This window comes from Methanoregula sp. (genome assembly GCF_041645475.1).
Classification (GTDB): Archaea; Halobacteriota; Methanomicrobia; order Methanomicrobiales; family Methanospirillaceae; genus Methanoregula.
Genome location: NZ_JBAZQA010000001.1, coordinates 68234 through 84310, shown reverse-complemented (window position 1 = coordinate 84310; position 16077 = coordinate 68234). Strand labels below are relative to the sequence as shown.

General features: G+C 49.6%; 14 protein-coding genes and 1 pseudogene. 9 read left to right on the top strand and 6 right to left on the bottom strand.

Annotation, left to right across the window (positions count from 1 at the left end; translation table 11 throughout):
• Positions 1-660: 660 nt before the first annotated feature.
• The 4 genes and pseudogenes from thsA (WC598_RS00440) to WC598_RS00425 form a co-directional block, all read right to left on the bottom strand.
• Positions 661-2247, bottom strand: a complete 1587-nt coding sequence (gene thsA, locus WC598_RS00440) for a thermosome subunit alpha (RefSeq protein WP_372959490.1) — start codon at positions 2245-2247, stop codon at positions 661-663.
• A gap of 690 nt (positions 2248-2937) precedes the next feature.
• A complete protein-coding gene (locus tag WC598_RS00435; protein ID WP_372959489.1) occupies positions 2938-3234 on the bottom strand; it encodes a hypothetical protein in 297 nt (98 codons plus the stop codon).
• Positions 3235-3280: 46 nt separating this feature from the next.
• A pseudogene (gene thsA, locus WC598_RS00430) lies at positions 3281-4894 on the bottom strand (thermosome subunit alpha).
• A gap of 351 nt (positions 4895-5245) precedes the next feature.
• The gene (locus WC598_RS00425; protein ID WP_372959488.1) at positions 5246-5986 is read right to left on the bottom strand and encodes a heparan-alpha-glucosaminide N-acetyltransferase; all 741 of its coding nucleotides are present in this window, start codon (positions 5984-5986) and stop codon (positions 5246-5248) included.
• 653 nt (positions 5987-6639) lie between these two features.
• Between WC598_RS00425 and WC598_RS00420 the strand changes: the two genes are divergently transcribed.
• Entirely contained in the window at positions 6640-7977 is a 1338-nt protein-coding gene (locus tag WC598_RS00420; RefSeq protein ID WP_372959487.1) for an RNase J family beta-CASP ribonuclease, read from the top strand.
• Positions 7978-8098: 121 nt separating this feature from the next.
• Positions 8099-8965, top strand: coding sequence for a methanogenesis marker 8 protein (locus tag WC598_RS00415; protein WP_372959486.1), 867 nt, complete (start codon positions 8099-8101; stop codon positions 8963-8965).
• A gap of 271 nt (positions 8966-9236) precedes the next feature.
• On the opposite strand, the gene WC598_RS00410 is transcribed toward WC598_RS00415, so the two are convergent.
• Positions 9237-9842 carry a DNA-3-methyladenine glycosylase gene (locus tag WC598_RS00410; RefSeq protein ID WP_372959485.1) on the bottom strand — a complete coding sequence of 202 codons (606 nt, stop codon included), beginning with the start codon at positions 9840-9842 and terminating at the stop codon, positions 9237-9239.
• Positions 9843-9950: 108 nt separating this feature from the next.
• On the opposite strand from WC598_RS00410, the gene WC598_RS00405 reads away from it, so the two are divergent.
• The 4 genes from WC598_RS00405 to WC598_RS00390 all read left to right on the top strand — a co-directional run bounded on the left by WC598_RS00405 (position 9951) and on the right by WC598_RS00390 (position 12692).
• Positions 9951-10499 carry a cache domain-containing protein gene (locus tag WC598_RS00405; RefSeq protein WP_372959484.1) on the top strand — a complete coding sequence of 183 codons (549 nt, stop codon included), beginning with the start codon at positions 9951-9953 and terminating at the stop codon, positions 10497-10499.
• A 507-nt stretch (positions 10500-11006) separates the two neighbouring features.
• Positions 11007-12116 (top strand): tyrosine-type recombinase/integrase, encoded by a 1110-nt coding sequence (locus WC598_RS00400; protein ID WP_372959483.1) that lies wholly within the window; start codon positions 11007-11009, stop codon positions 12114-12116.
• A 70-nt stretch (positions 12117-12186) separates the two neighbouring features.
• Positions 12187-12423, top strand: coding sequence for a hypothetical protein (locus WC598_RS00395; RefSeq protein ID WP_372959482.1), 237 nt, complete (start codon positions 12187-12189; stop codon positions 12421-12423).
• The gene (locus WC598_RS00390) at positions 12423-12692 is read left to right on the top strand and encodes a type II toxin-antitoxin system RelE/ParE family toxin (RefSeq protein WP_372959481.1); all 270 of its coding nucleotides are present in this window, start codon (positions 12423-12425) and stop codon (positions 12690-12692) included. The genes WC598_RS00395 and WC598_RS00390 overlap by 1 nt, the downstream gene beginning before the upstream one ends.
• 203 nt (positions 12693-12895) lie before the next feature.
• Here the strand turns inward: WC598_RS00390 and WC598_RS00385 are convergent, their stop codons facing one another.
• On the bottom strand, positions 12896-13159 hold the full coding sequence (locus tag WC598_RS00385) for a hypothetical protein (RefSeq protein ID WP_372959480.1): 264 nt from the start codon (positions 13157-13159) through the stop codon (positions 12896-12898).
• Between the two features lie 497 nt (positions 13160-13656).
• Here WC598_RS00385 and WC598_RS00380 point away from each other — a divergent pair, with 497 nt between their 5' ends.
• From WC598_RS00380 to WC598_RS00370, 3 genes are all read left to right on the top strand, one after another.
• Complete coding sequence (locus WC598_RS00380) at positions 13657-14511, top strand: hypothetical protein (protein WP_372959479.1); 855 nt, start codon at positions 13657-13659, stop codon at positions 14509-14511.
• Between the two features lie 125 nt (positions 14512-14636).
• Complete coding sequence (locus tag WC598_RS00375) at positions 14637-15074, top strand: hypothetical protein (protein ID WP_372959478.1); 438 nt, start codon at positions 14637-14639, stop codon at positions 15072-15074.
• A gap of 93 nt (positions 15075-15167) precedes the next feature.
• Entirely contained in the window at positions 15168-16040 is an 873-nt protein-coding gene (locus WC598_RS00370; RefSeq protein WP_372959477.1) for a hypothetical protein, read from the top strand.
• Positions 16041-16077 lie beyond the last annotated feature (37 nt).

Below are 16077 nucleotides of genomic sequence, written 5' to 3'. Positions count from 1 at the left end.
AGAAAGGGTTTGCTCTGATGACCCCATGACATTTGCGGTATGGGAATGGTTCATGGGAAGACACGAGGATGAACTTTTGGGCACCTATGATATTCGTGAAACCCACCCGGTCTGGAAGACGTGGTAGTTCCTTATCGGTATTGCGGTAGTGTGCATAGGTATAATCTGGCTTTTCTGGCCCGTATGAGGTAAAATTCCGAAGGGGAAGCTGTCTTAAGGGAGAACGAACGGAAATGACTGAAGGTATCATATGCGATTCCCGGGTAAAAAGGTCGTCATAGTGCGCCGTTGCCGGTGGTGTCAGGTACGGTGTGTCTCACTGGCTGATCGCAGGCTGCATGAACGGTTTTGCATGAGGAACCGCACACGGTGCACCCCCCGCTAACCCTACGTGTCATGTACCGCTCCCGCTGATCCTTCGTTGGTGCTGCATTTTTGTTATCATACGGGAACCCATGCCGGTCTTCCTGCAAGGATTGGCAGCACCGGATGATAACCATGCGGATGTGATACCAAAACCCCGCCTATGTCCCGTCATCCGCGTTTCACCGCGTTGTCATATTTTTGTGGACTCCATGGAGTTCCGTGAACTGGCTCAATCATTTCTGAAAAAAAAGGGGACCGGTGTGTCCCATGCCCGGTTTCAGCCAGATCGAGGAATCAGTTCTGGGACTGCGAGATCATCATGTCATCCACGCGGATGAGCATGACAGCGGTCTCTGAAGCGCTCTGGATGGACTGGCGCTTGGACCTGAGGGGTTCAATAACCCCCTCAGCGAGCATGTCAATGACTTTGCCCGTGTAGACATTCAGGCCGGCATTCTTCCTGCCCATGGCGTGGATATTCTTGAGCTCGACCAGCGTATCGATCGGGTCGAAACCGGAGTTCTCTGCAAGTGCCCTCGGGATGGACTCGTATGCGGCTCCATACGCCTCGATCGCCATCTGGACTCGCCCGCCAATTGTCTGGGCGTACTCGCGGATTTTCATGAGAATTTCGATCTCGACTGCTCCGCCACCGACCACATAGGTGCCGTCTTCCATGGCATCCATCACGACGCGGGTGCCATCGACAACGGCCCGCTCGAGCTCGTCGAGCAGAATGTCGCTTGTCCCGCGGAGCAGGATGGTCGTGGTCTTCGGGTTCCTGCACCCGGAAATACGGGTCACCTTGCCTTCGGTATCCTCTTCAACAAGGTCTGCTGCCCCGAGATCTTTTGCGCCAAGGGACTCGATCTTATTGACAATGGTTGCGCCAAGCGCCCGGCCTGCATACTTCATATCACTCTCGGACACATCTTCGATTGCCAGTATGCCCGCCTTGGCGAGATGGAACTGGGTGATATCAGAAATTCCTTTCTGGCAGAGAAGAACATTTGCGCCACTCGCTATGATCGTATCGGCGAGTTTCTTTAATGCCTCATGCTCCTGCGTGCTGAAGGCATTGATCTGGTCTGTTGTGGAGATCCTGATCTTCGCTTTAATCTGGGTCTTTGTAACTTCCAGCGGGGTTGCGATCAAGGCAACTTTTGCCTTCGTGATCTTCTTTGGCATACCCACATGGATCCGGGTCTTGTCGATGACAACGCCATGGATCAGTTCTGCGTCATCCATGGACGGTCCCTTCTGCTTCTTGATCATCACATCGTCTTTGTCAACCAGGACTTTGCCATCCGTCTTTTCGGCCACTGCCATGACCGCATCGACAATAATGCTGTCAAGCTTCTCTTTTACCTGCTCAATGGACTTCCCGGAGATGGCGGTGTTGGCAATCCTGATGAGAATCTTCCGGTCCGAGGAGTCGACCTTGAGCGCGAGACCGTCCGAGATCTCCAATGCCTTCATCATGCCCATGCGGTACCCCTCTGCTATAATTGTCGGGTGAATTCCCTGCTCGAGCATTGATCCGGCGTGTTCCATGAGGGCTCCAACCAGGATGATGGCGGAGGTTGTGCCGTCGCCGACTTCCTTGTCCTGCGTGAGTGCGACTTCGATCACCATCTTTGCACCTGGGTGCTTCACGGCAATCTCCCCAAGGATAGTTGCCCCGTCATTGGTGATGACAACGTCACCCCCGGCCGGGTTCACGAGCATCTTGTCCATGCCACGGGGACCCAGCGTAGACCTGACCGCACTGGCAATCACCTTTGCAGCCATGATATTCGATTGCTGGACTTCCTTGCCGCGAGTCTGGGTTGTTCCCTGCCTGAGAATGACAATCTGTTGTCCGCCAAGTTGTTGTGACATAGTTAAACCTCACTAATGGTATTTTCGGTTCTGATATTCCGGCATTGCCGTTCGTATTCCCGGTATTCTGCTCCGGGGAGTGTGCACTCGTAATCTGGGATTCCAATTCCCCCACATCACGGTTTGTTGGTAGGGGCTGCGAGACGTGACCCATCTGGTAACACCGGTCTCCAGCATACCTTGTGACGGTCAACACATGCTGCATGACCTCATATGTCTATCTGTAGCCAAGGTGTTCCGGATTCCCTTTATCGTTCGGTAACAAATGTCAGCAGAGCTCAGGGTTTTGTGTACCCGTAATACATTTCAGGGGCACAATTTCGCATCATAAGATATCTCAAAGAGAACCCGACGGCAATACGAGTGCGGGAATAGTATACCGGTGACACCGGATTGCTGGGCTCCCGTGCAGGAGATCCCTTTTGGCAAAAAATTTATTTATAATACCAAGATAGACGGGATTTTCCCAGAGTCTGTATTCCTCACGCTGTTTCTGAAGTTGCATGAAATTTTCATGCCGCGGGTATTCATACCGATTCACCCTGTTTGCTGCATTCGACTTCCCTTCCTGCGGGTTGAACCGGGCACCTTGTCCTGGCTTGCCGTCCCGGTGAGGGAAATACCTATGATGAAATAGATACCTGCTCTTGGAAAACTTCAGGAAAATGAATGAACCGGATCCAAAAACGGCTATCCGTTTTTTATCCGGCTGGCCCCGGTATCGGTTATCTCGTAAACGATCTCTGTTCTCTCCTGCCTGAGCTGCTGGAGATCCTGCAGGATCACCTGCAGCAGATTCTCCCGGTCCCTCCGGGCAATCGAATACGGCTGGTTTGGCTGGGGATTTTCCGGGGTATGAGCAAGAAGTTCACAGGTATTGCGCTGGCGGGTAATTTTGAACTGGGTGATCTTGTCCAGATCAAGGGAGACAAACTCCCCGGAATGGAAAGCCCCGGTGGTATGCAGGAACTTCACGGTCACACTCATAGGAAAACCTGAACCGTTGGGATGTCCGCGATGAGGCCTTGCATCTCTAACCCATTCCCGGGGGCATACCCCCCTGCGGGCCGGCAGATCGTGCAGAGGCGATAACATCGTCAATCCGCAGGATCATGACAGCTGCCTCAACTGCGCTGGACAGTGCCTGCGTCTTCACCCGGAGCGGTTCAACAACACCTGCTTTGAGCATGTCGACCGGTTTACCCTCAATGACATCGAGGCCGAATGTCCTCTTCCCGGATTCGTGCGCAGCCCGGAGTGCCACTATCATATCAATGGGATCGAGACCGGCATTCTCGGCAATCGCCCTTGGGACAATCTCAAGCGCTTTTGCAAAGGCTTCGATCGCGATCTGGATCCGGCCTCCGACCGTGGAGGCGTAGCTGTGCAGCTGGAGTGAGAGTTCGATCTCCGGTGCTCCTCCGCCGGCAACGATCGTGTGATCCCGCACGACAACGCTGACAACCATCAGGGCATCGTGGATGGCCCGTTCGAGTTCGTCAATAATGTGCTCCGATGCGCCCCGGATGATCAGGGCGACCGCTCTCGGGTTTTTGCAGTGCGAGACCGAGATCATCTCCTAGCCTGAGAGTTTCTTCTCTTCAACAAGACCGGCAAACCCGAGATCGGCTTTGGATATCTCGTCAAGGCTGCCTGCGACCGTAGCACCGGTTGCCCGGGCGATATTGTCCATGTCGCTCTTCTTGAGCCGCCGAACCGCCATGACACCGGCGTTTGCAAGGCAGGACTGGGCAACATCGTCGATGCCTTTCTGGCAGAAGACAACCGTTGCACCGGTCCGGATAACCTTCTCCGCCATGGCGCGGATCATCTGCTCGTCCTCGTCAAGGAATGCCTTGACCTGCTCCGGCCGGGAGATATTGATCTTGGCCGAGACCTCGGTCTTCTTGTATTCGAGCGCTGCGTTGAGGAGAAGGATCTTTGCGTTCTTTACGATCTTTGGCATTCCCGGGTGCGCCCGTTCCTTGTCGATAACCATTCCCTCGACAAGTGAGGTATCCTCGATTGCACCCCCGACTTTCTTTAACACGTTGACATGACTGATATCGACTGTCCCGTCAGCATCGGTAACACCCGTTACTGCCCTGACAACGAGATCGCAGAGGAGGTTCTTGTAGTCCCCCGCCCCTTTACCGCTGATAGCCGTTTCGGCAACGCTCCTGAGCATGGCGCGGTCGCCCGGCTTCACGGTAACGGCAATTCTATTAAGGATCTCAAGCGATTTTGCCGCAGCCTGCTGGTATCCTTCCGCGATAACGGTCGGGTGAATCTTCTGGTCGAGAAGGTGTTCGGCATTTTTCAAAAGTTCCCCGGCAAGGATGACTGCGGAGGTTGTCCCGTCGCCAACTTCCTTATCCTGGGTTTTGGCAATCTCGACCATCATCTTTGCGGCCGGGTGCTCGATGTCCATCTCCTTCAGGATGGTTGCACCATCGTTGGTTATGGTGATCTCCCCCATGCCATCGATGAGCATCTTGTCCATTCCCTTGGGTCCGAGCGTTGACCGGATCGCGTTTGCTACTGCCTTTGCTGCGGCAATGTTGCTGTTCTGGGCTTCCTGCCCGCGGTTTCGCGTTGTTCCCTGTCTGAGAATGATGATCTGCTGGCCGCCAAGTTGTTGTGACATATACTTCCTCATGGTGTTTGATTTTCCTGTCTGCTTCCCTGATTGCAAAAAAGCCTTCCCGGTTCCTGTTGCCCTGCCGTTTTCCCGAGGTATCGGTAATACGGTGTCTGGCGCACGAAACTAACTGCAGAGGATCCAAAAAGCACGGGAAAAGGAACGGCTCCGGATCAGTTTTACCCCGTTATTCAGTATATACGGGGTTTCCGGCAGTACTATTACAGGTGCGCAGGGTTTTATCACACGGTTGTGATGGGGGACAATTGGTTCGTGGGCTCATAGATGTATGTATGCAGTCTTTCCGGCATACAGCGAAGGCGGGGATGGTGAAAAGGTGACGCGGGAGTGCAGGTATTAAAAGAGCGGGATTCCCGCGATTGTCGTCAGCAGGAGAATGATTACTGGCTGGTGCACAAGGTAGATGATGAGCGAGTGTCGTCCAAGAAACGAGAGCGGGGTCACCATCAGATCCGGCAGGTTCCGGACAGGAAACTGCCTGATCCCGTCACGATACAGGAATTCCCCGATTCCCAGGCCGATCAGCACCACACCAAGCCACGGCAGGAGCGGAGTGTAGTCAACGCTATAAAACGTTACCGGATATATCCCTAACGGGATGAGATACGCCGGGCCGGAAATGCCGTGAAGACACAAGCCGGCAAGAACGATAACGCTCCCGATGAGGATATTCTTCTTCCCAAACCGGAAGAGGAACGGCGAGAACATCACGGCAACGCCTATCAGGTGCAGGATGCCGAAGACCACGAACCCTTCGTGCAGGTACAGGTACGTGGCAAGCGTGACAAGGAGGCCGAGTGCAAAGATGCCGGCCCCGCGGAACACGAATTTTTTTATAAGTGCGGCACCGGAGAGTTTTTGCACGGCCTTGGCATGGGAGACAACGAGCGACACCCCCACGACCAGCAGGAAGAGCGTGGCCGTTGCAAAGGCAAAACCGCGCCAGAACCCGCTCCCAACCTCAACCGGGGCAATCCCAAAAAAACTGAGATCGAAGACGGTATGGAAGACGACCATCATGATGATCGCGATCCCCCGGGCGCAATCGATCTCCCAGAGGCGCGATCCCTTGTCCATACAGAAATATCGTCCTTGTCGGACATATGTGTTTTGAGGTACCTTGAACAGGTTTTTACGGGGGGATAAAGATCCATTGGAAATATCTGACGGTATTATATGGCATCCCGTCGAATAAGAAAGAACATAGCCGGTAAACGAGGATCGCGTGGATATACGATATCACAACACCGATTGTTACAGCATCCTCTCCGCTCCAGCCGGGCGAATTCTGCCGGTAACGGATATATTTCATTTATGACTTTGGCGGGAAAATGGGTTGTCCCGGACGGATACCGATGATCCACGTGTGCGTGGTGAATAACCATTCAGGAAATCCCGTAACCCGACCCGGCCACCAGCCGGTGAGATCCTGCAGGAGCAGCAAAAACAGGCTATGCCTGCAGGATCCACGAGTGGCGATCCGGATGAAAAGACAGACGCATGGTAAATGAGGGGTTGTGGCATGCAACCGGTCCGGTCCTTGAAGAATCGGATACAATGTTCTATCCAGCGGAATCGGTACTGGATATTACAGGCAGGCGGTCAGCCCGGTATTTTACAGGGACCGGCAGAAGGATAGACAGGATCAATTCAATGCCACATGACAATAGCGCCATGCACAAAGAAATCTAAAAATTCATATGAACACACTATCAGGGAGTTATTCAACAATGGAAATAGAAATTATTGCTGTCGGCGGATATGATGAAGTAGGACGGAACATGACCGCGGTCCGCTGCGGAAAAGAGATTGTCATCTTCGATATGGGGCTCCGCCTGGATCAGCTGATGATCCATGAGGATGCCGAAGTTGAGAACATGCATTCCCTTGACCTGATCAAGATCAAGGCAATTCCCGACGACACCGTACTGAAATCCGTGGAAGGAACGGTCAAGGCTATCGTCTGCTCACACGGCCACCTCGATCACATTGGGGCCATCCCGAAACTTGCTCACCGTTACAATGCGCCGATCATCGCCACCCCCTATGCAACGGAGCTGATCCGCCAGCAGATCTCCGGGGAGAAGAAATTCGGTGTGGGCAACCGGCTCTTTGCCCTCAAAGCCGGTGAGCGGTACACGCTTTCCCAAAACCTTGTCCTGGAGTTCGTCCATACCCAGCACTCGATCATCGATACCGTAACCCCGGTTCTTCACACACCGCACGGTGCGATCATCTATGCCTGCGACTTCAAGCTGGACCGGACCCCCGTTATCGGCGCTCCTCCGGACTTTGCCCGCTTCCGGCAGCTGGGGAAGGAAGGTGTCTTTGCCTTAATCGTGGAGAGCACGTATATCCACCGCCCGGGACACTGCCCGAGTGAGCGGATTGCCCGCGATCTCGTGCGGGGCGTCATCACTGCTTTGGAGGACGATAAGAATGCGATCGTTGCAACAACGTTCTCTTCACACCTGGCCCGGGTGAAAACCATAGCAGAATGCGCCCATGAGATCGGCAGGAAACCGGTCTTTCTCGGGCGTTCGATGGAGAAGTATTCCACGACCGCCGAACAGATGAAATTTGTCTCGTTTCCCCCGACATCGAGCGTCTTTGGGGACCGGAGAACTGTTGAACGGGTGATGCGCCGCATGACAAAGGAGGGAAAAGAGAAATTCCTGCCCATCATCACCGGCCACCAGGGCGAGCCGGGATCTATCCTGACAAGGATCGCCATGGGCGATGCCCCCTACCAGATCAACAAGGGGGACAAGATCCTCTTCTCGGCAAACGTCATCCCCAACCCGATGAATTTCGGCCAGCGGTTTGTCATCGAGCAGCACCTGCGGAAAGCAGGTGCCCGCATTTTTGAGGACCTGCACGTGAGCGGCCACGCGTACCGGGAAGACCACTACGAGTTCATCAACCTGTTGCAGCCGCAGCACATCATCCCCGCCCATGCAGATCTGAAGATGACGTCCCTGTATGCGGATTTTGCCGGTGAACTCGGGTATACGACGAACAGCACGGTCCACCCGATGGTCAACGGGCAGCGGCTCAGGTTGAACTGATCACCACCGGGCCGGCTTCCGACATCTCGAATGGGCGGGTGGCATTTGTTTGCAGCCCGCCCGACCAATAACATCATACTCCCAAACCTGCAATAGTTCCGGAATTACGAGGGATCACTTCATGACCGTAAATCAGAGAAAAGACGAGCACATCATCGAAGCAATCGGACGATGCAGGATCATCATCCGCAACGGGGCTGTTGTTGAAGTGGGCGAATCGCAGATTCGTGACTGCCCGCTTGCAAAGCGGTTTGCATTCCCAATACCGGATATCAAAAAAGAGTCTGTAAAAGCCAATATCGAACACAGGATCAAGGCATTCGGCATGTGCACTCCCGATCGGGAAGTCCTGGACAACCGGGAGTTCGTGGGATTCGGGGCCTCCGAGATCTTAAGTTTCGCACTTCACGCAGGTCTTATCGATGCTGTGGTCCTGGCCTGTGACGGGGCAGGTACAATTGTTGTCACAAAGCCGGCACTTGTCCAGGGAATTGGCGGCCGGATGTCCGGCCTTGTCTCAACGTCACCGTACCCGTCCGTCATGGACCGGATCGAAGCAAACGGCGGCTTTGTCCTGGACCGGGAGAACGCAACCCTCGATCAGGTAGCCGGTGTCGCCCTTGCGGTTGAAAAAGGGTTCCGGAAGATAGCTGTCACCGTTGCCCTGCCGGAGAATGCAGCAACACTCCGCCGGATTCACCCGGCAACCCTGATCTTTGGGGTTCACGTCACGGGTCTTTCCGCAGAGGAGGCAGAGATGCTGGTCTCCGCGTCCGATCTTGTCACCAGCTGTGCTTCGAAAACCATCCGCGAGATTGCCGGCCGGAGAGCGCTGATGCAGGCAGGTATTGCTATACCGATCTTTGCCATCACAAAGGCCGGAAAAGAGCTCATCATTGAGAAAATTCGTATGAGTGATGAGCCTGTCCTCGTCAAACCGACAAAACTCCCGTCACTTAGCGACAACCAGCCGGACCCGCTGGTCTGAACCAAAATTCTTTTTGGATATTCACAAAAACGGGCAGGTCTGCCCCTTCAAACAGCTCTCCACCCGTAGTATTTTTATCCGGTGTCCCGTAGATGATTGCATTATCTCCGACTTCGGGCCGCGAATCACCGCCCGGAACGCTCGTCAGAATCTCCGTACCCCGCAGGATCCCTGTACAATGATATTGTACCACTTCCGGAGATTGAACGCACACAGGTCCTCCCTGCGATATCGGTATTTGCCGGGGTTTTATCCGCATCTCTCCCGACCCTCATTCATGCGAGATAGCCCAAAGATACAGGGCAACGGAGCCGTACGGGGAATAGCGTTTCCGGTACTGATCGAACTGATCCCGTGAAAGTGTTTCAAGACCATACAGGTTCATCATGCCCCTCCGGATGGCAAGATCGCTCCAGCTTACGACATCCGGTCGTTCCAGCGAGAAGATAAGGAACATCTCGGCAGTCCACCTTCCTACACCCTTCAGGGACGTCAGCCGGGCAATGATCTCTCTGTCGGAAAAATCCGGGAACCGGGAAAAATCCAGGTCGCCCTGCACCACGGCCGTACCGGTGCCATGAATATACCCGGCTTTCCGCAACGACATGCCGCATTGTCGGATTTCTTCCGGAGTTGCGGATGCGATAGTTGCCGGGCTGATCGTGCCGAGACGCTCCTGCATCCGGTTCCAGACGGTTTCTGCTGCTTTTGCCGATATCTGCTGGGTAACGATACTGGAGACGAGAGCGGTAAACGGATCGGGCGTGACGCCACGTTCGATCAACCCGATCCGGTCAATGGCTGCCCCGAGTTTTGTATCCCGCTTTTTTAAATGATTTATTTCAGTAGTCCTATACAGTAAGATATGCCTGTTCATTCTCTGCCAGTTCCCCTTCGATTGTACATCAGTGTTCCGGCTACATCAAGAATTTCCCGGATGGGAAAACCGGTTGGTTTTATGGGTCACAAAACCAGATAATTTCCAATGAAAAATTTCTCAGTTTCAGTCATTGTGCTGCTGGTTCTCGTTATTTTTCTTGTTACTGCCGGCTGTACTCATGACCTGTCCGGTATCAATCCGTCGGGAACGAATAACCCGGATTCCCCGCAAAAGGAGATTTACACGTCCAATGAAACGCTTGTTGCGTTTGTTGACAGTGCGGTTGCCTATACAAAGACCCATGGCAGGGAAAAAGCCCTTGCCGAGTTCAACAACCCGAACGGTTCATTCATCCGGGGCGAACTCTACATCTATGCCTACGCCTTCAACGGGACCACCCTCGCCCACCCGGTCAACCCGGAGGCGGTAGGAAAACTCCGTACGGGCACCAACGGTATATTTGTCACGGAAATGGCTGCAGTGATCCGGAATGGCAGCGGCTATTACCGGTTCATCTACATCAATCCCCTCCACAACAACACGCTTGAATCAAAAATGGGATACGGGGCTAAGATTGATGATGACTGGTGGCTTGGTTCCGGAGTATACACGGGACCGGTGGCTAACCAGATTGTATCCGGCAGTAAAGCATAACCGGGATGCCGGAGATTAAGAGCACGTCTCCAAACCTGAAGGACAAGACCTCCTTTTTTAAGGATAACACTGATGATGACCGGTTATTTCCGGAACGTTGAAACCAGCATCGCATCCATCAAAAAAGTGTAATATTCCCGTATCTATTCACAGACCTCCCAGAAGGCCGACAACCAAACCGTGGATACCCGATATCCACCATCGACTCTGTTGACAATAAACCCGACTTGCCCGATATCGGGAATCTCTTCCTGAATTGAAGCGTGATAAGGATCGCGGGGGATATTCTGTCGTATACATTTGATTTTTAGTGACAGATGCGGCAGGATATCTTACAAATCTTTACAACGAAAGACAAAAACAATCAGAAACAATAAGGAAAACTCTCCTGTCGATACAGAAAAGTGCGAGGGATGGGATTCGAACCCAAGAACTCCTGCGAGACCAGGCCCTGAACCTTACGCAATGTCATGGCGTAATATATACAAAAAAAGCTCAGTCTGATCGATGAGCGAATACCTGGATAAACTGCCTCTTCTCAGTGACGCCAACCGGGCGATCCTGAAATCGTATGTCCGGAAGCAGGAGATCAAACAGCTGCAGGTGGCATCTATCCAGGATAAAGTCTGGCGGGTCTATTATCTCCTGAAATTCCTGAACGGGAAAGACGCCCGACAGATCACCAAGGCGGACCTTGAAGACTATATCATTTATCGGAGAAAGACGGTCAGCCCCCGGACTCTTCAGGGCGATATGATCGAACTCCATATTTTTTTCAGGTTCATCGATCCGGCCAAAGAAAAAGAGTTCTTTCCTGCCGATGAGAAGATGCAGAAACCAAAGATCGAATTCCCGGATCCGCTCACCCGGGACGATATCCAGAAACTTATCCGGGCCTGCGATACGCTCCGAGACCGGGCCCTGATCATGTTCCTCTGGGATACCGGCTGCCGGGTGAGTGAGGCGCTAGATCTCAATGTCGGGGATATTCATTTTGAACAGAGCTGCGGGAATGCCCGGCTCCGCGGCAAGACCGGGGACCGGGAAGCCTGGTTACTGGATTGCCTCCCAGACCTGCAAGCCTGGATCAACGCACATCCCCGCAACATGGATCCGGAGTCTCCCCTGTTCGTAACCTACACCCGGTACGGGTTCGGGTCGCGGCGGCTGGATATCCGGACGGTACAGAACCTGTGTAAGACCCTGCAGAAACGAGGCGAGGTAAATAAACGGGTCCACCCTCACGGGTTCAGGCATGCCAGGGCAACCGACAAGGCCCGGGAGGGATACACCGAGATGGAGTTACGTATCATGTTCGGGTGGTCGAAATCGTCGAACATGCCCGCAACGTATATTCATTTGTCCGGTGCGGACGTGAAACAAAAGATCCTGCAAAAAGCCGGCCTGATCGAACAGCCCGCGCAGGCCGGTGACCGGCCCCTGGATCCGGTGAAGTGTCCACGGTGCGGGATGATCAATACCGGGGATTCGGTATACTGCAAGAGTTGTTCTATGGGTCTGCGGGATGAAGTGCGCAGGAGAATGATGAGCTTGCATCAGCGTATCCAGGCATCACCGGATTATCAGGCGATTAAGGAGAGAATGGAGCCGGGGTGATTTGAAAGATAGATTTATTGGTATATATTGTGATATACCAAAGTATATGCCCGAAATAACAACGGTGAGAATGCGATCAGATACCAAAGCCATCCTGGACGATCTGAAAATAAATCCCCGTGAGACATACGACGATGTTGTCCGCCGCCTTGCGAAATCTGCATATGACGATGAGCCCCTTACAAAAGAAGAGATCGATGCCATGGAGGAAGGCATAGCAGATATCAAGGCAGGTCGGACCCGGTCACTTCGGGATGTGATGAAGGACCTTGGAGATGATGAAGCGATCAAAGCCCGGGGCCAGTAATGGCATATCAGATAAAACTCTCACGACGGGCAGAAAAAGACCTGACATCACTCCCCCAGGAGATCCGTATTCATATTGAACTGGCCCTGGAAGAATTTGCTGAAGACCCATGCCGGCGGCACGATGTTGTGAAGGTTCGGGACAGTCCAAAGGTCATGCCCCGGTATCGGCTTCGGATTGGGGAGTATCGGGCGACGTTTTTTATTTACCACGATATTTTGATAATCGAGATAATTACTATCGGGAAAAAGAAGAATTTCACATATTGAAAAATTTAGGAAAAATCCTTATGACCAAGATCTTTTTTTTTATTCTCCATTCTTCACGATCAAACCAATAATGATAACGGATATTTCGATGAGCCGCCATCAGCGTATCCAGACATCGCCGAATCATAAGGACCAGAAAGAGAAGATGGAGTGGGGATAAATTTTGATTTGAAACAATTCGGAAAGAGATGTTTTTTCAAAAATTAGGATTTGGATCCAACATACGCCAGCCCAAGAACAAGAAGTAATCCTGTAAAAAGAGCAAACGCTCCATGAGCTTTAGCCATCAGATCATTACCGGCAGTTTCAACTGAGGCTGCGGTAGGTTCAATCGCTGTTCCGTGGAGTGTTTCTTTTACAAAATGACCTGCGGCCGATTCGATAGACCCGATACCAGCCGCGATTAAGATCACTCCAAATATTGTGCCAATTATGACACATACAATAAGTGCTGTGTTGAAATTCATTTTGCCGTCCTGATCGATATGAAACCGAAGAACGGGCGATACCATTAAGTAAAGATAACGAAAAACAGATAATTGGTAAGATTATTCTGATCTTCGGAACCTAAACAGGGTTTCGACCCTTTTTTGCAGCCATATGATCACTTAAATAGTGTGATCTCCCCAGTATATAAAGTACGAGTGCGGCGTTAAAAGAAAATAAGCAATTTAGAAGCTTAAATCATCGATTAGCGCTCATTACAATCGTTTTATGGATCGAACGCGTTTTCGACAGGAAGCGAAGATATTGATTAATACTTATTGGTTTGTCTTTACGGTCTTTAGTATATTTGATGAAGAACGCGGATGATGATGCGTCAGCATTAGAGGATCCAGGCATCTCCTGATTATCAGGATCTGAACGGAAAGATGGAGATCGAGTAATTCCACTTTTTTAAACCGAGGGTATTTTTCTTCTAATTTAAATAGGATTATTATCGTTCACAGAAAATGTAAATAATGTGAGACGCGCTACTAAATCGGAATCACCGAAATCAAAAAATCAAACCAAAACGTGTTTTGTTATCTGTCCAATCGGAAAAGAAGGGAGTGAACAAAGAGAATGGTCCGATACGGTCATAAATGAAATCATAAGACCGGTTGCTGAAACTCATTTTCAGTATCACGTATTTCGGGCGGATGAGATCCCCGCGCCAGGCACGATAACAAGACAAATTGTTGAACACTTAATCTCGTCAGAATTAGTCATTGCGGATTTATCCTTCAACAATCCGAATGTTTTTTATGAACTTGCTGTAAGGCATGTCACAAGAAAACCCTATATTCAAATGATAAATCAAAAAGAATCAATTCCGTTTGATGCGGGAGCAATAAGGACCATTCAATTTAACACGGACATAAAATATGCGAATAAAGCAAAAAGAGAATTAGAGATCCAAATTTCAGCCATTGAGTGTGGTGAATTTAAAATTGATAACCCAATTGGGGATGCAATAGATCTCATGAGTTTAAAAAATTCTGATAGCCCAGAAAATTATCAAATTGCTACTTTGGTAAAATCGATGTCAGAAATCCAATCACAATTATTTTCGCTGACTCAAAATATCGAGAACAGATCTAATCGAGATTTTTGGTCGCTCAGAAAAGATGCATCAAACGATCCGTATGAATACGCTAGGCAAAAAGCTATGGAAGCAACTCAAATACAATCAGAATTAGATGAGTTAAATCATGCATTCATTGTTGCAAAACAATGTAAAACACCAAAAACGGAATTAGACCGATTACAACATTGCATTTTAGAGAAGGAACGGGAATTTAAAAGACATATGCGAGGATACGATACTATTGCATGATCCTGATCAGATTACAAGGGATTCGCAGGATTATCTGGAATTGAAAGAAAGGATGGAAACGGAATAACCGTTTTACACAAATAATTTATTTTAATTAACACCCATCACAAACTAGTGGCTTACACATGATCGATAAAACAGAAATCATTGTTGCACTCATCGCTGTTTTTGGGGTAATTTTTGGTGCAGTTGTTCCATACCTTTTTCAGAGGAACAAAGAATTAAAACTCAAAATTGCTGAACAAAAACGTGCGGCATATACCATTTTTCTGAATGACTTCACTGAAACGGCGGTTGCTATTATGCACAATGAGGATGTTTCAGGAAAAGATTCAGACAGAAACCGCATGTTAGCCAGAGACCAACTCTTGCTGTATGCCAGCGACGAGGTTGTCAAGGCATATGATGCTTGGATTAGATACGCTGACATTGAAAAACACGATATTGATCGGGAAAGTGAGCTAGTGGATTTCATCTTTCTCGCTATCCGCAGAGACATATTAGGTAAAACAAAAGTGAAAACGGAACAAATTACAAATCTTAATCCGTTCAATCGTGGCTGAGTGAGTAGCAGTCCACTCAAAAATATTGCGTTTATTCACAAACAAATCCCATATATTAATCAGATCCAAATTCACTAGTTTAAAGGGTTTATTGTGTTTTCGAAAGCATATGAAATTGCATCTCAATACACAGCACCCGTAATTATTTCATCTTTATCCATTAATAATGAAGTCCAATGTCATGGAGGTGCCTTCGTTTATTTAAATAACGAAGGATGGATATTATCGGTAGCTCACATTTTTAATACAAGAAATAAATGTGAAAAAGATTCAAAATTATTAACAAAATATTATCAAGAGATAAAGAATATTGAAAACAATCCCAGAATAAATTTGCATACTAAAAAGAAAAAAATTGCAAATGTAAAGAAAGATCCAGATTGGGTTATTACGGATTCATATTTTTGGGGAAATGATAATGTTTATCTTGAAGACATAAAGATCATACCAGAAGCAGATTTAGTAATTGGGAGACTTGACCCATTCCATCCAAAATCTGTAAAAACATATCCTAAACTAAAGGATCCATCAGAGTTAAAACCTGGAACCTCACTTTGTAAATTGGGATTTCCATTCCATCAGATAAATGCAGTGTATGATAACAAAACAGGGGGATTTCAATTCGACCAAAACGCGTTTCCAGTTCCATTATTCCCAATTGACGGGATATTAACTCGCATTTTCTTATGCGGAAAAACAAAGGATGAAAAATACGATATAAAATTTATTGAAACCTCATCTCCGGGATTATTGGGTCAGAGTGGCGGCCCTATTTTTGATTCTAATGCTACAATTTGGGGAATTCAAAGCCATACAAGCTGTTTACCTTTAGGTTTTTCACCCAAAATTGCTAAAAATGGTAAAGACATAGAAGAAAACCAGTTTATTAATGTAGGGTATGGCATTCATCCAGAAGTTATTATTAATTTATTAACAGATAATGGCGTTAAATTTGAATTAGGATAGCATAATAGGAAAATTATCCAAACAAACTCAATAATTT